The following is a 17,379-nucleotide window of genomic DNA, read 5'->3' on the forward strand; positions in this document are numbered from 1 at the left end:
GGCGGGTGGCGTCCTCGTCGGTGCGCAGGCCGAGCCGCTCGCCCATGACGAGCCGCACGTCGGTCATGGCCACGAGCACGGCGGGTGCCTGCGCCCGGGTGAGGACCCACCGGTCCTCCTCGACCGCGCGCAGGGTGTCGATCATGGTCGTGAGGTTGGCGTGCTTGCGCTGGCGCAGCCCCTGCTCGGTGAAGCGCCGGAACTCGGCGGCCTCCTGCTCGTCCTCCCGGTTGCCGGTCGGGAAGAGCCGGTCCAGGGCCGGGTCGCGGTCCTCCCCGAGCCCGAAGGCGCGGTCCGGCACGCCGGCGCCGCCGGCGCCGTCCTCGGTGTCGGTGGCCAGGTCGCCGAGCCCCGCGACGATCGCCTCGAAGGGGTCATCGCGGTCCCCCTTCGCCCCGGCGGACGGGGCCACGAGCTCCCGCACCTGCGTGCACAGACCGATCACGACCGAGCGCTCGTCGTCATCGAGCACCGCGGCCAGTCCCTCGTCCTCGGGCATGAATGCGCGTGCCATCACTGGTCCTTCTGGTACGTCGCCCACAGGCCGTACCCCTGCAGTGCCTCGGTGTCGGCCTCCATCTGCTCCTTGGGCCCGTGCGCGACGACCGCACGGCCCTTGAGGTGCACGTCCATCATCAGCTTCTCCGCCTGCTGCTCGGGGTACCCGAAGTGGGTCATGAAGACCCAGGTGACATAACTCATCAGGTTGACCGGGTCATTCCACACGAGGGTGATCCAGGGGACGTCCACTGCCTCGATGGCGTCGGGCTCGATGGACTGCTGCTCCGTGGGCGCGATGGACACGCCTCCCACCATAGAGTGGCTGGCGTGATGAACCGACCCAGCACGGCACTCCTGACCGACCAGTACGAGCTGACGATGGTCCAGGCCGCCCTGCACAGCGGCGCGGCCCGGAAGCGCTGCGTCTTCGAGACCTTCGCCCGGCGCCTGCCGGACGGCCGGCGTTACGGCGTGCTCGCCGGCACCGGGCGGCTCCTCGACGCGATCGAGGACTTCCGCTTCGGCGATGCGCAGCTGCGTCACCTGCGGGATGGTGGGATCGTCGACAAGGCCACTCTCGACTTCCTCGCCGAGTACCGCTTCGAGGGCGACATCTGGGGGTACGCGGAGGGCGAGAGCTACTTCCCCTACTCCCCCGTGCTCGTCGTCGAGTCCGACTTCGCCCACGGCGTCGTGCTCGAGACGCTCGTGCTCTCGATCCTCAACCACGACACCGCGATCGCCTCCGCTGCCTCCCGGATGACCGCGGCCGCCGGCACCCGCCCGGTGATCGAGATGGGCGGTCGCCGCACCCACGAGGAGTCCGCGGTGGCCGCCGCCCGGGCGGCCCACATCGCCGGCTTCGCCTCGACGTCGAACCTGGAGGCGGGGCGTCGCTACGGCGTGCCGACGGGAGGGACGGCCGCGCACTCCTTCACGCTGCTGCACGGGAACGAGCGGGAGGCCTTCGAGGCGCAGGTCGCCTCGCTCGGCGCCGACACCACGCTGCTCGTGGACACCTACGACGTGACCGAGGGCGTGCGCACCGCCGTCGAGGTGGCCGGCACCGGCCTGGGCGCGGTGCGGCTGGACTCGGGGGACCTCGTCGTCCAGGCGCGAGAGGTGCGCGAGCAGCTGGACTCGCTCGGGGCGACGGAGACCGGGATCGTGGTCACCTCGGACCTCGACGAGTACGCGATCGCGGCCCTCGCGGCGGCCCCCGTGGACAGCTACGGGGTCGGGACGCGGGTGGTCACCGGGTCCGGTCACCCGACCGCGTCGATGGTCTACAAGCTCGTCGCCCGTGAGGACGACCAAGGCCGGATGATCGGCGTCGCGAAGCAGAGCAAGGACAAGCAGTCGGTCGGCGGGCGGAAGTACGCGCTCCGTCGCCGCAATGCCCACGGCGTCGCCGAGAGCGAGGTGCTCGGCATCGGCGAGGCCCCGGCCGGGGACGCGGGCGACCGCGACATGCTCGTCCGGCTCGTGGCCGACGGTGAGGTCGTCGGGCGGGAGCACGCCACTCTCGAGGCGGCCCGGGAGCGGCACGAGGCCTCCGTCGCCGAGCTGCCGCGCTCGGCGCACCAGCTGAGCCAGGGGCGCCCGGCGCTGGAGACGATCTTCCTCACCGAGACGCCGTAGCCGCCGAAGGGGGACTGACCCGCGCGTGCGCCGGCGGCCCCGTCGTGGGAGGAATTGCGCCAGCATGGGTGGATGACGTCCCGGATCTCGCACACCAGCCTCGACTGCACGGATGCCTACGCCCTCTCCGAGTGGTGGAAGGTCGTGCTCGGCTACACCGATGTGCCGGACGACCCCAACGAGCCGAGCCACCCGGAGTGCATGATCCTCGACCCGGGGACGGGCCACCGGGTGCTCTTCATCGAGGTCCCGGACCCCACCCCCGGCATGAACAAGATGCACTTCGACCTACGGCCCACCGACCGGACGCGGGACCAGGAGGTGGAGCGGCTCCTCGGCCACGGCGCGGAGCTGGTCGACGACCTGCGCAGCGCGGACGCGTCGGGGGCGGGCTGGGCGACCCTCTCCGACCCCGAGGGCAACCTCTTCTGCGTGCTCAGGTCGGACGCGGAGGTGTCCGGCACCTCCTGAGGGTGCGCGACTAACGTCGAAGTGCGTTGTCGGTGGTCGCCCATAGTCTGCTTCCCATGACGACGACGTCCGGCTCCCGGCCCTCGGCACTGGCTGCCCTGGGTGGGGACGTCGCGGCCGTGCGAGAGCGGGAGCCCTTCGAGCTGGCGGAGTCGCTGGGCAGGCTGACCCGTCAGGACCTGGAGCTCATGGACTCCGCAGGGGCCGAGGTCGTCGTGGCGGCCACCCAGCGTCTGACGAACGCCCTGGGTGCCCTGCAGGCTGCCGCGGTCACGACGTACGCGGACCGGGTGGACGAGGACCTCGAGCGCTACCGCGAGCAGCGCCGCAGGGCCTTCGAGGAGCGGCGTGACTCCGCTCGGGCGTCCGGAGCGACCTTCACCGAGCGCTGGCACCCGATCCCCGGAGAGCGGTCCTTCGCGGCGGCCGCGCTGGCACCGCTGCTGCACCTCTCACCGCGCACCATGGCGACCCGGGTCGATCGCGCCCGCCGGTTCGACCACGAGATGCCGATGACCTGGGCCGCCGCACGCAGCGGGGACCTCGAGCCGCGCCGGGTGGACGCGGTCGTGCGGGCCGCGGGCCCACTGGAGGACGACGACCTCGAGGAGTTCGAGGCGCGGCTCTTCGCGAAGGACGTGGGCGGGCTCTCGACGAGGGACCTGGCCACCAGGGCCCGTCGGGCGGCGACGGCGACCAACCGGGAGGCCGTCGAGGAGGTCGCTGCGCGCGCCCGCAGGAAGCGCTCCGTCGCCTGCCGCCCGGATCCGGACCTGCCGGGCATGTCGTCGTGGCGGCTGCTGCTGCCCAGCGACTCCTCGCGGCGGATCTGGGCCGCGGTCGACGAGCTCGCCCACGAGTACCACCGCGCGCGTCTGGTCGCCGGCGACCCGGTGACCCTCGACCAGGCCCGGGCCGATGCCCTCGTCGACCTCCTCCTCGGCCGCTCCACGGTCGAGACGACCGTGGAGCTGGTCGTTCCCGTCGCAGCCATGAGCGCCGACGAGACGGCTGCAGGGGCACCCTGGCCACCGAGCGGCCCGGGCGCCTACCGCCGGTCCGGACATCACACCCCCGCGGAGGTCCTCCGCGGCCGCGGAAGGGCCGACGAGCTCATCCTGGACTGGGTCAGCGGCCGTGAGCTGCACCGCGCCTCCGTGCTGGAGTGCGAGTACGCCCTGCTCCTCACCGATCACCTGCGGGTGGTCGGCAATCCGCACCTGGCCCATGCCCCACCGCCGTCGCCGGGTCCATGGTTCGTCCCCGGACACGTCGACGACACCCGTGCGGGTGCCCTGCTCCCCGACGACCTGGTGGCGCTGCTGGCCGATCCGGACACACGACTGCGCGTCGTCGGCAGCGACAGCAGGACCGGGGCCGTGTCGACCGACAGCACCGATGCCTACCGGCCCGCCCGTCCCATCGCGCGGCGGGTGCGGCGCCGGGACGCGTCGTGCCGGTTCCCCGGTTGCGCCACCCCCGCCGAGCAGTGCCAGCTGGACCACGTCACCCCGTGGCCCGAGGGCCCCACCGGCGACGACAACCTCGTCTGCCTCTGCCCCACCCACCACGGGTTCAAGCACCATGCCGGCTGGCGGCTCGTGATGACGCCGGACGGGGTGTGCACCTGGACCGCGCCGACCGGCCGGAGCCACCGCACCGGCCCGCGTGAGGCCCACTCCACCTCGGTGTGAGGCCCCCTCCTCACCCGGCACGCCCCGTGGCATGCTCACAGGTATGGCACGTGCACTGGTCCTCGTCGACATCCAGAACGACTTCTGCGAAGGCGGCTCGATGGGCGTCACCGGCGGCGCAGCAGTCGCCTCCCGCGCCGCAGAACGGGTGCTCGCCGACGCCGCCGCCGGCACCCCGGCCTACACCGCGATCGTGGCGACCGCGGACTGGCACGAGGACCCGGGCGAGCACTGGTCCGACGAGCCGGACTTCGTCTCGTCCTGGCCGGTCCACTGTGCTGCGGGCACAGCGGGCGCCGAGTTCCACCCGGGGTTCGAGCCCGTGCTCGACCACGTCGACGAGATCTTCCGCAAGGGACTGCGGGACGCCGCGTACAGCGGTTTCGAGGGCCGGGCCGAGGCGGACGGCAGCACGCTCCTCGCGGCGTGGTTGCGCGACCGCGACATCACCGACCTCGACGTCGCGGGGATCGCGACCGACCACTGCGTGCGGGCGACCGTCCTGGACGCGCTGCGCGAGGGCTTCGGCGTGCGGGTCCTGCAGGACACCGTCGCCGGGGTCGCCCCGCAGCCGACGGAGGCCGCGGTGACGGAGATGACCACGGCCGGGGCCGAGCTGCACTAGCCTGCCCGCCATGCCCACTCCGGCCGAGCACCGCCAGCCCACCCACCGGGGGCTCTTCATCTCCCTGGTCAAGGACGCAGCGCTCTTCCCTCCTGCGGCCCGCCCGATACCGGAGGCGCTCGCCGAGCACGCCCGCCACGACGCCTCCCCGTACTCCGACGTCGTCGGCCCCTTCCTCGTCGGCGTCCCGATGGTCCGGGACCTGCTCGCCGCCCTGGACGAGGGCGCGCCCGCGCCCCGCGCGGTGGGACTCGTCGCCCGCCCCGGCACCGAGGTGCCCGAGATCGACGCCGCTCTGGCCACCCTGACCGCCGACCCCCGGGTCCGGGTGGTCTCGGTCGATGCCGGATGGAGCCCGCAGTGGCGCAACCTCGATCTCGGGGAGCTGCCGATCCATCTCGAGGTCGGACGGGACCGGCCCGGGGACGTGCTCGACGACATCGCCTCGGCGGCCCCCTTCGTCGACGTTCGGGCCAAGTTCCGCACCGGTGCCACCCCCACCTGGGCATGGCCCGGGACGGAGGAGCTCGCCGGCTTCTTCCTGGGCGCCACCGAGCGCCAGCTCCCCTTCGTGCTCACCGGCGGGCTGCACCACGTCGTGCGCGGGCAGCATCCCGTGCACGGAGCGAAGGGGGACGCCCCCGAGGAGCAGCACGGGCTGCTCAACGTCCTGGTCGCCGTCCACGGCGCGACCGGCGGCTCCGACGCCGGCACGGTCCGGGAACTGCTGGACATCCGGGACGCAGGAGCACTCGCCGACATCGTCGCCGCGTGGTCCGTCCCGGACATCGCCGCGGTCCGCGCCGCGCTGGCCGGCTACGGCTGCTGCGACGTCACCGACCCGATCGGCGAGCTCACCGACCTCGGGCTGCTGGCGGCGGAGGGCTCAGGCGGCTGAGTCCTCGCGCTCGCGCGGGGCCCGACGACCCACGACGACCTCGGTGCCGGCGATCTTGTCGTGCAGCGCCTGCTGTCTCGGGTTGCGCAGCGGCCACAGCAGGTCGAGGGTGCGACCGACCACCTCGACGAGACACGTGAAGCCCCAGAGCACCCGCAGGATGAGCGGCAGCAGCATCCGCATGAAGGCGGTGCCCACACCGATCGGGCCGGGTCGGTCCGTGCGCCGGACCGAGATCCCCATCGCCAGCTTGCCGGGAGTCGCCCCGAAGGCCACGAGGAAGCCGATCCCGTACACCGTCTGCACGAGCACCACGATGCCGATGGCGATGAAGAAGTACTGGTAGTCCAGGTAGCCCGCCACCTCCGTCACGGAGATCCCCTCGATCTTGGAGGGATCCTCGGTGACCGCGTTCATGGCGAAGTCCCAGTAGTCGGCCATGAAGCGCCACCACGCCCAGCCGGACGCGATGAGGGCGATGGCCCCCAGGATCACGGTGTCGATGAGGAAGGCCCCGACCCGCTGCCCGAAATCCGCCAGGACGGCGCCGTCCGCGGTGCCCACCACCCCGGGTGCCTGCTCCTGCCCCCGGGGTGGCTGACCCGGAGCGGGGGCCTGCCCCGGCGCCGGGGAGGGCCAGCCCTGCTGCTGCCCCTGCTGGGGCACGGGGCGGCCGTACACGTCGGTGGTCGGGGACGGACCGGACCCCGGCTGCTGTCCGTGTGCGACCTCAGGTTGGGCCTGCTGGCGGACGCCGGGACCCCGCGAGACGGTGTTGTCGGTCCAGATGATCCCGTCGAAGTACCGCAGGCGGGACTCGTCCTCCGGGTCGTCGTACCAGCCGGCGCGCTCGGGGGTGCTCATGCGCTCACGATCTCACGCCGAGTCAGGCTGCCCGAACGGTCTCCCGCTCCGGCTGTTCGGCTTCCGACGCCCGGGACGCGACGGTGCCGCGTCGACGCCGCAGGAGCACGGCCAGGACGATGAGCAGGACCACCACCACGACGACGGCCACGGTGCCCGGCCAGCGGGCCGCTGCCGCCAGCCAGGCGCGGGCCGCGGCGAGCCCCACGGTCGCGTACAGGGTCGCCCAGAGGGTCGCCCCCACGGTCACCGCCGGCAGGTAGCGCCGCAGCGGCATCCGCGAGACGCCCGCCGTGGCGTTGACGGCGGTCTGGATGCCGACGGTGAGGAAGCACACCACGACGGCGAGCGGGCCCCACCGGTTGACCAGGGCACGCGCCCTCACCCAACGGTCGGTGGCCTGCCCCTCCCTCCGCCGCAGATATCGCCGTGATCCTGCCGCTGCTCCCCTCCCGAGCCAGTACGTCGCGTTCGCCCGGGCCATGACGACGAGGAAGAGCAGCCCGAAGGTCGGGAGGAAGGCCGACCAGGTCATGTCGGCGCACCCGCTGCGGCATGCACCGGCTCGCGGGCCGCGGCGAGGTCGGCGAAGACGCGTCCGTTGAGCTCGAAGCTCTCGACCGCGGCGGCCAGGATCCGGGACCGCGTGCCGGCGTCGATCTCCAGGGAGTCCAGGGCGGCCCGGTAGCGGTCCTTGTAGGGCTTGAGCTTGGGGATCCCGGCGAAGCGGTAGAAGCCAAGTCCGTCCGCATCGACCTCGTAGTGGCGTTCGACCAGGCGGGCGATGGCCTGCCCGCCGGAGAGGTCCCCGAGGTAGCGCACGTAGTGGTTGGCCAGCATGACCTCAGGCGTGTGGTCGGTCCGCAGCCGGTTCGCGTAGGCCATCGCGGCGGGCACGACGGACAGCTCGCCGGTGGCCAGCCGGACCGCGAAGTCCTCGCCGGCCAGGTGTCCCAGGTCCTCCTCCAGCGCGGCCACCCGGTCCAGTCGGTGGTCCATCACCGGCGCGAGCAGCGGGTGGTCACCGTAGTGGGACCACAGGACGTCCTCGAGCGCGCGGTAGATGACCAGCTGCTGGGTCGCGAGCGCGACGAAGGCGGGCCGGCAGGCGCGTCCGCCCATGAGCTCCTCGATGAACGCCGACCCCTCGGCCGCGTCGTGGGCGGACGAGGTCGTGGTGCGCAGCTGGACGGAGAGCGGGGTGCCCATCGGAGCTCCTTCGGTCAGGTATACCTCACCTTACCTGCGGAGTCTCTGACGGGGCACCCCCGCGGCGCCACGGATCAGAGGTTGCCGCGCTTGTCCTGCTCCCGCTCGATCGACTGGAAGAGGGCCTTGAAGTTGCCCTTGCCGAAGCCCAGCGAGCCGTGCCGCTCGATGATCTCGAAGAAGACCGTGGGCCGGTCCCCGATCGGCTTGGTGAAGATCTGCAGCAGGTAGCCGTCCTCGTCGCGGTCCACGAGGATCCCGCGGCGCTGCAGCTCCTCGATCGGCACCCGCACCTCACCGATGCGCGCGCGCAGCTCCGGGTCCTCGTAGTAGGCGGCCGGGGTGTCGAGGAACTCCACACCCTCGGCGCGCAGCAGGTCCACCGTGCGGAGGATGTCGTTGGTCGCGAGCGCGAGGTGCTGGGCACCCGGGCCGGTGTGGAAGTCCAGGAACTCGTCGATCTGGCTGCGCTTCTTGGCGATGGCCGGCTCGTTGAGCGGGAACTTCACACGGTGGTTGCCGTTGGCGACGACCTTCGACATCAGGGCGGAGTACTCGGTGGCGATGTCGTCACCGACGAACTCGGCCATGTTCGTGAAGCCCATGACGCGCTTGTAGAACTCCACCCACTCGTCCATCCTGCCCAGCTCGACGTTGCCGACGATGTGGTCCAGTGCCTGGAAGAGGCGCTTGGGTGCGCCCTCGCGCTTGACGAAGGAGGAGGTGCGGGCGACGTAGCCCGGCAGGTATGGGCCGTCGTAGGTGACGTCGCCGATCGTGCGCTGGATCAGCGTGTGGCGGGTCTCCCCGTACGTGGCGATCGCGGCCATCCGCACGGTGCCGTGCTCGTCGCTCGTCTCGTGCGGCTCCTCGAGCACCGTCGCGCCGGCGGAGCGGGCCTGGGCGATGCACCGGTCCACGTCCGGGACCTCGAGGGAGATGTCCACGACGCCGTCACCGTGGCGAGCGTGGTGGTCGACGAGGGGGCTGTCCGGCTTGACCGCACCCTTGAGCACGAACCGGATCGAACCGGACCGCAGCACGAAGGCCTTGTGGTCCATCTGGCCGTTCTCGGGGCCGGAGTAGGCGATCAGCTCCATCCCCCAGGCGCTCTGGTAGTAGTGCGCCGCCTGCGTCGCGTTGCCCACGACGAAGGTGATCGCATCCCACCCGGTCACGGGGAAGGGGTCGGCGGTCTCGTCGTAGTCGACGAGGCCCACGAGCTGGGCAAGAGTGGCGGAGTCCAAGTTGGCCTCGCGCTCCTGGGGGGTCAGTTCAACTGCGCTGTCGGACATGCCGCCAAGCGTGGCGCCCCCACCAGCGACTATGCAACGGGACAACAGAGGGCTGCGCAAGGTGAACACAATGTTGCCAGTGGCCCCGGACAATGACGACAATATGACCATGACGACAACGCAGTCGACGAGGATCGACGACCTCGACGCCCGGATCATCGCGCTCTTCACCGAGCAGCCCTCGGTGGGGGTGCTCGGCGCATCCCGGGCCCTCGGCGTCGCCCGGGGGACCGTGCAGGCGCGACTGGACCGCCTCCGGTCGAAGGGGGTGATCCGCAGCCTCGCGCCGACGATCGACCCCGCTGCCCTGGGCTACCCGGTCACCGCGCTGTGCACCCTCGAGATCCGGCAGCGCTCCGGGCACAACTCCGTGGTCGAGCACCTCACCCGGATCCCCGAGGTCCTGGAGATCCACAGCACGACCGGTCGCGGGGACCTCATCGTGCGCATCGTGGCCACCGACAACGCCGACCTGGGCCGGGTCATCGACGACATCCTCGCCGACACCCACGTGGTGCGGGCGAGCACCTCGATCTGCCTCGTCACCCACCTCGAGATGCGCACGGACCCGCTCGTCCAGGCGGCGACGCACCTGCCCTGACTCAGCGACGCCCGACGAACCACCGGCGGATGCGCTCGATCCGGTCGGTCACCTGCTCGCTCGTGGCCTGGGCCAGCTCGGGCCCGCCGCAGGCCCGGCGCAGGTCCATGTGCACGTTGGCGTGCGGGGCACCGGTCTTCCTGGCGTAGGCCGAGACCAGCTTGTTCAGCTCCTTGCGCTGGCTGGCGAGCGCACGGTGGGCCGCGACGGGCGTCTCCTCCCGGCGGGCACCGGTCTTGTGAGAGTGCTTCGTCTGCCGTTCGCTGAGCAGCGTGCGCACCTGGTCCGGCTCGAGCAGCCCCGGCAGCCCGAGGTAGTCCTGCTCCTCGTCGGAGCCCACGTCGGCGTGCAGCCCGAACTGCTGGGCGTCGTAGAGGACGTGGTCGAAGTGGGCGTCGGACTCCAACGCCTCGAAGCTGCCCTGCAGCTCGTCGCTCGCCGACTCCGAGCGGTTCGCCTCGGCGAGCAGCCCCTCCTCCTCGGACCAGAGGGGAGCTTCCTCGTCGCTGGACTCCGGGCGGTCCAGGGCGTGGTCACGCTCCTCCTCCAGGGCCCCGGCGTGGGCGAGGATCACCGGCACGCTGGGCAGGAAGATGCTCGCGGTCTCGCCCCGGGCGCGGGCGCGCACGAAGCGGCCGACCGCCTGGGCGAAGAAGAGCGGGGTCGAGGTCGAGGTCGCGTAGACGCCGACGCACAGGCGCGGGACGTCGACCCCTTCGCTGACCATCCGCACGGCGACCAGCCAGCGGGAGGTGCCGCCGGCGAAGTCCTCGATGCGTTGCGAGGCCCCCGAGTCGTCGGAGAGGACGACGGTCGGCTTCTCGCCCGTGAGGTCGCGCAGGATCCGGGCGTAGGCCCGGGCCTGGGTCTGGTTGGAGGCGATGACCATCGCGCCGGCATCGGGCACGTGCCGTCGCACCTCGGTGAGGCGCGTGTCGGCGGCCGCGAGGACGGAGGGGATCCACTCCCCCTTCGGATCCAGCGCGGTGCGCCAGGCCTGGGCCACGACGTCCTTGGTCATCGGCTCACCGAGGTGGGCCGCCACCTCGTCACCGGCCCGGGTGCGCCACCGCATGGCGCCGCCGTAGGCCATGAAGAGCACCGGCCGCACCACCCCGTCGCGCAGCGCCTCGGCGTAGCCGTAGGTGTAGTCGCTCGAGGAACGCAGGATCCCGTCCTCGCCGTACTCGTAGGAGACGAAGGGGATGGGGTTGGTGTCGGAGCGGAAGGGGGTCCCCGTCAGGGACAGCCGGCGCACCGCGGGTTCGAAGGCCTGCCGGATGCCATCGCCCCATGACTTGTTGTCACCGCCGTGGTGGATCTCGTCGAGGATCACCAGGGTGGGCGCGGACCGGGTGCGCTGCTCGTGGACCGAGGGGCGGGAGGCCACCTGCGCGTAGGTGACCGCCACGCCGTCGTAGTCGCTGGAGGTGACCGCGGTGGTGTTCGAGAAGCGCGGGTCGAGACTGATCCCGACCCGGCCCGCGGCATCGGCCCACTGGGTCTTCAGGTGCTCGGTCGGCGCGACCACCGTGATGTTGCTGATCTCGCCGGCGGAGAGCAGCTCGGCCGCGACCCGGAGGGCGAAGGTCGTCTTGCCCGCCCCCGGGGTGGCGACGGTGAGGAAGTCCGCCTGCGGGGAGTCCAGGTAGCGCCGCAGCGCCTCGACCTGCCAGGCCCGCAGCGCCCCGGCGGTACCCCAGGCGGCCCGCCTCGGGAAGGCAGGAGGGAGATGGGATGCCGCAGACTGACTCATCGCCGGTCCACCTTAAGGGACGGCGTGATCAACTCCGTGCGGCCTGGGCGAACATCGTCTGCAGCCCGGTGCCCAGCTCCCCCTCGGTGTCCGCGAAGTGGGTCTGCACCAGCCCCCCGTGGCCGGGCGAGGCGAGGGCGCGCGAGTCCATGCGGACCCATTCGCCCACCGGTTCGCGGTGCAGCGCGACGTGCAGGTCGCAGTTGATGTAGGCGTGGTGGCGCGGGTCGACGGCCATGGTGAGGCCACTACCGGAGTCCGCGACGACGAGGGCACGCTCCCACGGCGACGGGTCCTCCCCCTCGACGAGCTGCCCACGCTGGCGCCCCCACGCCACGGCGGTGCCGTCGGTGGCGGGGCCACCGGTGACGATGCGCCACTCGACCGCGCTGAGGTAGCCGTCGACATGGGCTCCGTGCATCTGCAGCCAGTTGCCGCCGACCCCGGCCTCCGCCCCGGGGACCGGGCCACCCTCGTGCTGGCCGGTGTGCGGCAGCACGGGGTAGTCCTGCGGCGTCCTCACGATCCGCCAGGCCCTGGCGACGGCGACGGCCGCCCCCTTCGCCACTGCGGTGGCCTCCAGGAGCTCCATCGACCGGCCACCACGCACGGTGCGGACCTCGATGTCCAGAAGGGCGAGCGGGATCGGGCCGAGGACGTCCAGCCGGAAGTCCGAGAGGCGCATCTCCGGGCGGCCCTCGTGGGCCATGATCTCGCGGGCGAGGAGCGCAGCGGGTGGTCCTGCGTGCTGGGCGTGCGGGCTCCACGGGCCGGCCGTCGGCGGGAGGGACTCGAAGCGGTGCTCCCCGAGCTGCCGGTAGAAGGCCTCCCGCACTCAGTCCTCCCCGTCCTGCGGTTCCCGGAGCCCGTCGTAGATCTCCTTGCAGATGGGGCACACCGGGAACTTCTCCGGGTCCCGCCCGGGGACCCAGATCTTGCCGCAGAGCGCCCGCACCGGGTCACCGGACATCGCGCTCTCGAGGATCTTCTCCTTGCGCACGTAGTGGCTGAAGCGCTCGTGGTCCCCCGGTTCGACCTCCTGGGTCTCCGGTTCGGAGCGCTCGAGCACCGCCGTGGAGCTGCCCGGCCCGTCGGGCACGGGCAGCGGGGCGTTGGGGTCGTTCGGGTCGGCCGGCGTGGTCATGCAGCCCATCGTAGGACGCCGCCGCTGCGGCCTTCCTCCACGTGACCATCCCGTTGACAGGTTGGTCGAGGAGGTCGCGCAGCGACCGTCTCGAGACGTCAGTTCAGATCGGGGTCCGAGGGGTAGGTCGAGACCCAGCGAAGGGGGCCCTCCTGCCGCCGCAGCACCCGCCGCCAGAGCGTGGCCGGGTCCCCGTCGAAGACGTCCCCGAGCTCGGTGTCGACGACGTACCACCCACCGGCGCGGCGCTCGTCGGCGAGCTGCTCGGCGCTCCAGCCGGAGTAGCCGGCGAAGATGCGCAGCGCGCTCACCTCGGGACGGATGATCTCCTGCGGGGCGTCCAGGTCCACGAGCGCGATCGCGCCGAAGAGCCGCTTGACCCCCGGCGGTGGTGAGGAGTCGCCGGGCACGCCGACCAGGCCGATCGCGGAGTCCAGCTGCACCGGGCCGCCCTGGAAGACACGGGCCGGCTCGGTCGCACCCTCCTGCCACCCGGGCAGCACGTCGTCGATCGAGGCGTCGAGGGGACGGTTGAGCACCACGCCCTCGGCGGTCTCCTCGTCGTGCTGGAGCACGAGGATGACGCTGCGCGCGAAGAGGTCGTCGGTCAGCTCCGGCGTCGCGACGAGCAGCCGGCCCGCGAGGGATGACTCCATGACACGAAGCCTAGTTCGCGGACCGGGTCAGTCCCGCTGCGCACCCTGACGGGGCCGTCCCCCGCGCCGGGGCGCGTCGCCCCGGCGCCGGCGGTCACCACCGCGGTCACGGGGCCCGCGGGCCCCACGGCCACCGTGCTGACGCCTGGCGGGCCTCGGGTCCACGAGCGCCTTGAACTCCCGCTCGTCGACCGGCTCGCCGCTCGGTTCCCGGGCACCGAGCTCCCGCAGCACGGGGTCACCGGGGGCGGTCCGGCTCGGGCGCTCCTCGATGCCCGCGGACTCGGCCATCCGGGTGACCTCCCTGCGCTGGTGGGGCAGCACGAGAGTGACCACGGCCCCCTCGTGGCCCGCGCGGGCGGTGCGGCCGGCCCGGTGCAGGTAGTCCTTGTGGTCCGCCGGCGGGTCGACCTGCAGGACGAGCGAGACGTCGTCGACGTGGATGCCGCGCGCGGCGACGTCCGTGGCCACGAGGACGGGGATCCGGCCGGTGCGGAAGGCGCCGATCACCGTGTTGCGCACCGACTGGGTCAGCCCGCCGTGCAGCGCGGCGGCGGGCACGCCCCCCTCCCGCAGCTGTCGGGCGATCCGCTCGGAGCCGAGCTTGGTGCGGGCGAAGAGCACGCTGCGCCCGGGCCGGGCGGCGATCCTCGCGGTGAGCTCCTTCTTGTGCTGCGGATCGATGAGGAGCAGGTGGTGCTCCATGGTCGTCACACTGGCGGTCGCGTCGTCGGTGCTGTGGGTGACCGGGTCGCTGAGGTAGGTCTCGACGAGGTCGCCGACGCCGCGGTCCAGGGTCGCGGAGAAGAGCAGTCGCTGACCACCGGGCGCGCACTCGTCGAGGATCCGCGTCACGGAGGGCAGGAAGCCCATGTCGGCCATGTGGTCCGCCTCGTCGAGGACCGCCACCTCGATCTCACCGAGGGTGAGGGCTCCGCGGTCCAGCAGGTCGACGAGGCGTCCGGGGGTCGCGACGAGCACGTCGACTCCCCTGTCGAGGGCGCCGATCTGGCTGGTGTAGGACAGGCCGCCGGCGACGAGCTTGTGCCGGATCCCGCTGACGTGGGCCAGCGGCTCCAGCGCATCGCTGACCTGCATGGCCAGCTCCCGGGTCGGCACGAGCACGAGTGCCCGCGGCGCCCGGCGGCCCGAGCGCCCGCCGGCCAGCCGCGCCAGCAGCGGCAGCCCGAAGGCGAGGGTCTTGCCCGACCCCGTCCGGCCCCGGCCGAGCACGTCCTTGCCGGCGAGCGCGTCCGGGATCGCCGCCTCCTGGATGGCGAAGGGGGCCGTGATCCCGTCCCGCGCGAGACGCTCGACGAGCACCGGCGGGACGCCCAGGGCGGCGAAGCCGTTGTCCTCGGTCACGGTGACCCGGCCGGAGGACGGGCGGCGCTCGGCCTTGGTCCAGGTGTCCGCGGCCTTGCGCTGCTCCTCGGGGTCCGGGGTCACCGGTGCGCGTCGGGTACCGCTGTCCTCCCGGCGGGGACGACGGTGCTGGGAGCGGCGGCGATCCTCACGCTCGGGACGTCCGGCGGAGCGCTTTCGCTCGGGGGCGGAGGCTGCCCGTGCGCGGCGCTTGCGGGCCTCCGCCTTCTGGGCAGCGGTCCAACGGGCTTTCTTCTTGGGCGGCACGGGTGGCTCGTCTCTCTCGTGCGGGAAGGCAAGCCCACACGGGGTCTGCACGGGCGACACGGAGGGTCGAGCGGTCAGTGCGAGCTTCTCGGGTGGCGACGTCCTGGTCGCCGAACCCACCATTCTACCCAGAGCACCGCGAGCCCCACGCCCACGAGGTCGGCGAGCACGTCGAGGGGGTCACCGGAGCGGCGCGGCAGCATCGTCTGCTGGATCAGCTCGCTCACGGGGGCGTGCACGGCGAGCACCACCGCGAGCCACCGCCACCACGGGAGGCGTGCCACCCCCGCGAGGACCACGGGGAGGGCGAAGACGATGCCGTGGACGATCTTGTCGGTACCCGGCACGGCGGGCTCGGGGCCCGGCACCTGGGGCGCGTAGACGATCAGCGCCTGCAGGCACAGCGCGCCCACCACGACGAGGGTGCCGACGGACCGGGGTGGAGTGATTGACATCGCGGCAAGCACACCACACTGCGGATGCTTCCACCGGGCCGACGGGCCTACGATGGAAGCCATGGCCAAGATCACCGATCTCGATCTCGACAGCTTCCGCTCGACGGTCTCCGACGGGGGCACCGTGATCGTCGACTTCTGGGCGACGTGGTGCGGCCCGTGCCGCCAGTTCGCGCCGGTCTTCGAAGCTGCTTCCGAGGAGCACGAGGACGTCACATTCGCCAAGGTGGACATCGACGAGAACCCGGAGCTCGCCTCGCTCGCGAATGTCTCCTCCGTGCCCACCCTCATGGCCTTCCGCGACGGCATCCTGCTCCACCAGAGCGCCGGCGCCCTGCCCAAGGCCCAGTTCGAGCAGCTGCTGGAGGCGGTGGGCAATGTCGACATGGACGAGGTGAAGGCCCAGGTGGCCGCCGCCGAGACCGGAAACTGACCGAAGGTCCACCTGCACGGGGGTGGCGACTGCCTGCCTCGTGTGGTTGGTTTGGAACTGCACCGACCAACAGGAGGTCACATGGGACTCGACGACAAGTTCGAGAACGCGAAGGACCAGGCCGCCGGCAAGGCCAAGTCCGCCGTCGGCGACGCGACCGACGACCAGGACCTCAAGGCCGAGGGCGAGGCCCAGGACAGCAAGGGCAAGCTCAAGGACGCCGGCGAAAAGGTCAAGGACGCCTTCAAGAAGTAGGCGTCACACCACACGCACCGATGACGAAGGGCGGGACCGATCGGTCCCGCCCTTCGTCGTTCTCCGGGCAGCTCGCGCAGCGAGCCTCCCAAGGGTGCGTGACGTGTCCGCGCGGTGGTGGAGGTGGCGGGAATCGAACCCGCGTCCAGTGGCAGACCAGCAGGGCTTCTCCGGGCGCAGTGCGCTGTGGATTTTCTCGGCCCCGGGGCTCGCGCGCACACGTTCCCCGACAGGCCCAGTCGAGTAGGAGTCCCACACCGTCCCTCGACATGACGGCGCAGCAAGATCTCTAGCTGACGCTGGGATCTAGGCCGAGATCGAACCTAGGCCAACGGACTTCGGGCTCGCTCAGGCGGCGAGGGCGAAGTCGGTGCGCTTGGAATCGGCACCTATTGGTTTTGCACGGGGCGTTCACGAGATGACCGTGCATCCTCGGCCCGCTTCCCCTGAAGGACCGGCCACTGTCGAAACCGATCACCCCCATGGTGGAGGCGGACACGTCACGCTGTGGAGTTGTGCTGTTCAGTATCCCCGACAACACGGGACCGGCCAAACGCATTCCCGAAGGGTCAGCGCCGCCCCTTGAAGACGTCGGAGACGGCGCGCTCGGTCTCCCGGCGGTCCTGCTTCTCGCGCAGCGCGTGCCGCTTGTCGTAGGCCTTCTTGCCCGTGGCCAGGGCGATCTCGACCTTGGCCCGTCCGTCACGGAAGTACAGCGACAGCGGAACGACGGTGCGTCCCTTGCCCTGGACCTGCAGCGCGATCTTGTCCAGTTCGTCGCGGTGCAGGAGCAGCTTGCGGCGCCGGCGCGGGGTGTGGTTGGTCCACGTGCCCTGGACGTACTCGGGGATGTGGATCTGCTCCAGCCACAGCTCGTCGCCGTAGAAGACCGCGTACCCCTCGGTCAGGCTGGCCCGCCCCATGCGCAGCGCCTTGACCTCGGTCCCCATGAGGGCGATGCCGGCCTCGTAGGTCTTCTCGATGAGGTAGTCGTGGCGCGCCTTGCGGTTGCGGGCGACGACCAGCTCACCGGATGACGTCTGCTGCTTCTTCTGGCCCTTCTTGGCCATGGCTCCCGCCCCCTTCGCACGCTCGGACATCAGGTCAGCGGCTCAGGCTACCCCGTGGTCGGGCCCCGACCCCAGTCGGTTTCTCGCGTACGGGTGTTCAGCCGGGCGGCCTGGCGCACCAGGTGGTCGCGCTCGGCCAGGTCGGTCGCCGTACGCGCCGCCTCGGCATAGAGGCTGGG

The 17,379-nt window shown here is 71.9% G+C and carries 21 protein-coding genes and 1 other RNA gene; 8 read left to right on the forward strand and 14 right to left on the reverse strand.

Annotation, left to right across the window (positions count from 1 at the left end; all coding sequences use genetic code 11):
• The coding region (locus tag JCO01S_RS13905) for a DUF2017 family protein (RefSeq protein ID WP_068257002.1) at nucleotides 1–514 on the reverse strand (514 nt) is incomplete at its 3' end.
• Nucleotides 514–804, reverse strand: a complete 291-nt coding sequence (gene clpS, locus JCO01S_RS13910) for an ATP-dependent Clp protease adapter ClpS (RefSeq protein ID WP_068257006.1) — start codon at nucleotides 802–804, stop codon at nucleotides 514–516. The genes clpS and JCO01S_RS13905, both read right to left, overlap by 1 nt.
• Nucleotides 805–831: 27 nt before the next feature.
• Here clpS and JCO01S_RS13915 point away from each other — a divergent pair, with 27 nt between their 5' ends.
• The 5 genes from JCO01S_RS13915 (at nucleotide 832) to JCO01S_RS13935 (ending at nucleotide 5,830) form a co-directional block, all read left to right on the forward strand.
• Entirely contained in the window at nucleotides 832–2,142 is a 1,311-nt protein-coding gene (locus JCO01S_RS13915) for a nicotinate phosphoribosyltransferase (protein ID WP_068257007.1), read from the forward strand.
• Nucleotides 2,143–2,214: 72 nt separating this feature from the next.
• Complete coding sequence (locus JCO01S_RS13920) at nucleotides 2,215–2,613, forward strand: VOC family protein (RefSeq protein ID WP_068257009.1); 399 nt, start codon at nucleotides 2,215–2,217, stop codon at nucleotides 2,611–2,613.
• A gap of 56 nt (nucleotides 2,614–2,669) precedes the next feature.
• Complete coding sequence (locus JCO01S_RS13925) at nucleotides 2,670–4,307, forward strand: HNH endonuclease signature motif containing protein (protein WP_068257012.1); 1,638 nt, start codon at nucleotides 2,670–2,672, stop codon at nucleotides 4,305–4,307.
• 43 nt (nucleotides 4,308–4,350) lie between these two features.
• Entirely contained in the window at nucleotides 4,351–4,932 is a 582-nt protein-coding gene (locus JCO01S_RS13930; protein WP_068257016.1) for an isochorismatase family protein, read from the forward strand.
• A 10-nt stretch (nucleotides 4,933–4,942) separates the two neighbouring features.
• Entirely contained in the window at nucleotides 4,943–5,830 is an 888-nt protein-coding gene (locus JCO01S_RS13935) for a hypothetical protein (RefSeq protein WP_068257019.1), read from the forward strand.
• On the opposite strand, the gene JCO01S_RS13940 is transcribed toward JCO01S_RS13935, so the two are convergent.
• The 4 genes from JCO01S_RS13940 to hppD all read right to left on the reverse strand — a co-directional run bounded on the left by JCO01S_RS13940 (nucleotide 5,819) and on the right by hppD (nucleotide 9,198).
• Nucleotides 5,819–6,694 (reverse strand): RDD family protein, encoded by an 876-nt coding sequence (locus tag JCO01S_RS13940; protein WP_068257021.1) that lies wholly within the window; start codon nucleotides 6,692–6,694, stop codon nucleotides 5,819–5,821. The genes JCO01S_RS13935 and JCO01S_RS13940 overlap by 12 nt on opposite strands.
• Nucleotides 6,695–6,716: 22 nt before the next feature.
• Entirely contained in the window at nucleotides 6,717–7,229 is a 513-nt protein-coding gene (locus JCO01S_RS13945) for a DedA family protein (RefSeq protein WP_068257024.1), read from the reverse strand.
• The gene (locus JCO01S_RS13950) at nucleotides 7,226–7,903 is read right to left on the reverse strand and encodes a biliverdin-producing heme oxygenase (RefSeq protein ID WP_068257027.1); all 678 of its coding nucleotides are present in this window, start codon (nucleotides 7,901–7,903) and stop codon (nucleotides 7,226–7,228) included. Before JCO01S_RS13950 ends, JCO01S_RS13945 begins: the two co-directional genes overlap by 4 nt.
• Before the next feature lie 74 nt (nucleotides 7,904–7,977).
• Nucleotides 7,978–9,198: a 4-hydroxyphenylpyruvate dioxygenase gene (gene hppD / locus JCO01S_RS13955; RefSeq protein WP_068257030.1), complete on the reverse strand. Its 1,221-nt coding sequence runs from the start codon at nucleotides 9,196–9,198 to the stop codon at nucleotides 7,978–7,980.
• 109 nt (nucleotides 9,199–9,307) lie between these two features.
• Here hppD and JCO01S_RS13960 point away from each other — a divergent pair, with 109 nt between their 5' ends.
• Complete coding sequence (locus JCO01S_RS13960; protein ID WP_084342937.1) at nucleotides 9,308–9,799, forward strand: Lrp/AsnC family transcriptional regulator; 492 nt, start codon at nucleotides 9,308–9,310, stop codon at nucleotides 9,797–9,799.
• A 1-nt stretch (nucleotide 9,800) separates the two neighbouring features.
• Here the strand turns inward: JCO01S_RS13960 and JCO01S_RS13965 are convergent, their stop codons facing one another.
• The 6 genes from JCO01S_RS13965 to JCO01S_RS13990 all read right to left on the reverse strand — a co-directional run bounded on the left by JCO01S_RS13965 (nucleotide 9,801) and on the right by JCO01S_RS13990 (nucleotide 15,442).
• Nucleotides 9,801–11,555, reverse strand: a complete 1,755-nt coding sequence (locus JCO01S_RS13965) for a DEAD/DEAH box helicase (RefSeq protein ID WP_068257036.1) — start codon at nucleotides 11,553–11,555, stop codon at nucleotides 9,801–9,803.
• Between the two features lie 28 nt (nucleotides 11,556–11,583).
• Complete coding sequence (locus tag JCO01S_RS13970) at nucleotides 11,584–12,390, reverse strand: thioesterase family protein (RefSeq protein ID WP_068257039.1); 807 nt, start codon at nucleotides 12,388–12,390, stop codon at nucleotides 11,584–11,586.
• On the reverse strand, nucleotides 12,391–12,699 hold the full coding sequence (locus JCO01S_RS13975; RefSeq protein ID WP_068257041.1) for a DUF3039 domain-containing protein: 309 nt from the start codon (nucleotides 12,697–12,699) through the stop codon (nucleotides 12,391–12,393). It abuts the gene before it with no gap.
• A gap of 98 nt (nucleotides 12,700–12,797) precedes the next feature.
• Nucleotides 12,798–13,355 carry a YqgE/AlgH family protein gene (locus JCO01S_RS13980; protein ID WP_068257043.1) on the reverse strand — a complete coding sequence of 186 codons (558 nt, stop codon included), beginning with the start codon at nucleotides 13,353–13,355 and terminating at the stop codon, nucleotides 12,798–12,800.
• A gap of 27 nt (nucleotides 13,356–13,382) precedes the next feature.
• Nucleotides 13,383–14,987: a DEAD/DEAH box helicase gene (locus tag JCO01S_RS13985; RefSeq protein WP_245634454.1), complete on the reverse strand. Its 1,605-nt coding sequence runs from the start codon at nucleotides 14,985–14,987 to the stop codon at nucleotides 13,383–13,385.
• A gap of 74 nt (nucleotides 14,988–15,061) precedes the next feature.
• Entirely contained in the window at nucleotides 15,062–15,442 is a 381-nt protein-coding gene (locus JCO01S_RS13990; RefSeq protein ID WP_068257047.1) for a VanZ family protein, read from the reverse strand.
• A 61-nt stretch (nucleotides 15,443–15,503) separates the two neighbouring features.
• On the opposite strand from JCO01S_RS13990, the gene trxA reads away from it, so the two are divergent.
• Both trxA and JCO01S_RS14000 read left to right on the forward strand, forming a co-directional pair.
• Nucleotides 15,504–15,875 carry a thioredoxin gene (gene trxA / locus JCO01S_RS13995; protein WP_068257050.1) on the forward strand — a complete coding sequence of 124 codons (372 nt, stop codon included), beginning with the start codon at nucleotides 15,504–15,506 and terminating at the stop codon, nucleotides 15,873–15,875.
• Nucleotides 15,876–15,956: 81 nt separating this feature from the next.
• Entirely contained in the window at nucleotides 15,957–16,130 is a 174-nt protein-coding gene (locus JCO01S_RS14000; protein WP_068257053.1) for a CsbD family protein, read from the forward strand.
• Nucleotides 16,131–16,245: 115 nt separating this feature from the next.
• Here JCO01S_RS14000 and ssrA read toward each other — a convergent pair.
• Together ssrA and smpB are read right to left on the reverse strand one after the other, a co-directional pair.
• Nucleotides 16,246–16,612: a transfer-messenger RNA gene (gene ssrA, locus JCO01S_RS14005) on the reverse strand.
• An 87-nt stretch (nucleotides 16,613–16,699) separates the two neighbouring features.
• Nucleotides 16,700–17,200 carry an SsrA-binding protein SmpB gene (smpB, locus tag JCO01S_RS14010; RefSeq protein WP_068257056.1) on the reverse strand — a complete coding sequence of 167 codons (501 nt, stop codon included), beginning with the start codon at nucleotides 17,198–17,200 and terminating at the stop codon, nucleotides 16,700–16,702.
• Between the last annotated feature and the right edge of the window lie 179 nt (nucleotides 17,201–17,379).

Source organism: Janibacter corallicola NBRC 107790 (genome assembly GCF_001570965.1).
GTDB classification, from domain to species: Bacteria; Actinomycetota; Actinomycetes; order Actinomycetales; family Dermatophilaceae; genus Janibacter; species Janibacter corallicola.

Excerpts from the sequence above, each read along its gene's own strand:
- JCO01S_RS13945 (WP_068257024.1), bottom strand. The coding sequence starts at position 7,229 with ATGACCTGGTCGGCCTTCCTCCCGACCTTCGGGCTGCTCTTCCTCGTC.
- JCO01S_RS13920 (WP_068257009.1), top strand. The coding sequence starts at position 2,215 with ATGACGTCCCGGATCTCGCACACCAGCCTCGACTGCACGGATGCCTAC.
- trxA (WP_068257050.1), top strand. The coding sequence starts at position 15,504 with ATGGCCAAGATCACCGATCTCGATCTCGACAGCTTCCGCTCGACGGTC.
- JCO01S_RS13930 (WP_068257016.1), top strand. The coding sequence starts at position 4,351 with ATGGCACGTGCACTGGTCCTCGTCGACATCCAGAACGACTTCTGCGAA.
- JCO01S_RS13975 (WP_068257041.1), bottom strand. The coding sequence starts at position 12,699 with ATGACCACGCCGGCCGACCCGAACGACCCCAACGCCCCGCTGCCCGTG.
- JCO01S_RS13965 (WP_068257036.1), bottom strand. The coding sequence starts at position 11,555 with ATGAGTCAGTCTGCGGCATCCCATCTCCCTCCTGCCTTCCCGAGGCGG.
- JCO01S_RS13960 (WP_084342937.1), top strand. The coding sequence starts at position 9,308 with ATGACGACAACGCAGTCGACGAGGATCGACGACCTCGACGCCCGGATC.
- JCO01S_RS13940 (WP_068257021.1), bottom strand. The coding sequence starts at position 6,694 with ATGAGCACCCCCGAGCGCGCCGGCTGGTACGACGACCCGGAGGACGAG.
- JCO01S_RS13915 (WP_068257007.1), top strand. The coding sequence starts at position 832 with ATGAACCGACCCAGCACGGCACTCCTGACCGACCAGTACGAGCTGACG.
- JCO01S_RS14000 (WP_068257053.1), top strand. The coding sequence starts at position 15,957 with ATGGGACTCGACGACAAGTTCGAGAACGCGAAGGACCAGGCCGCCGGC.
- JCO01S_RS13980 (WP_068257043.1), bottom strand. The coding sequence starts at position 13,355 with ATGGAGTCATCCCTCGCGGGCCGGCTGCTCGTCGCGACGCCGGAGCTG.
- JCO01S_RS13990 (WP_068257047.1), bottom strand. The coding sequence starts at position 15,442 with ATGTCAATCACTCCACCCCGGTCCGTCGGCACCCTCGTCGTGGTGGGC.
- hppD (WP_068257030.1), bottom strand. The coding sequence starts at position 9,198 with ATGTCCGACAGCGCAGTTGAACTGACCCCCCAGGAGCGCGAGGCCAAC.
- smpB (WP_068257056.1), bottom strand. The coding sequence starts at position 17,200 with ATGGCCAAGAAGGGCCAGAAGAAGCAGCAGACGTCATCCGGTGAGCTG.
- JCO01S_RS13935 (WP_068257019.1), top strand. The coding sequence starts at position 4,943 with ATGCCCACTCCGGCCGAGCACCGCCAGCCCACCCACCGGGGGCTCTTC.
- JCO01S_RS13925 (WP_068257012.1), top strand. The coding sequence starts at position 2,670 with ATGACGACGACGTCCGGCTCCCGGCCCTCGGCACTGGCTGCCCTGGGT.
- JCO01S_RS13950 (WP_068257027.1), bottom strand. The coding sequence starts at position 7,903 with ATGGGCACCCCGCTCTCCGTCCAGCTGCGCACCACGACCTCGTCCGCC.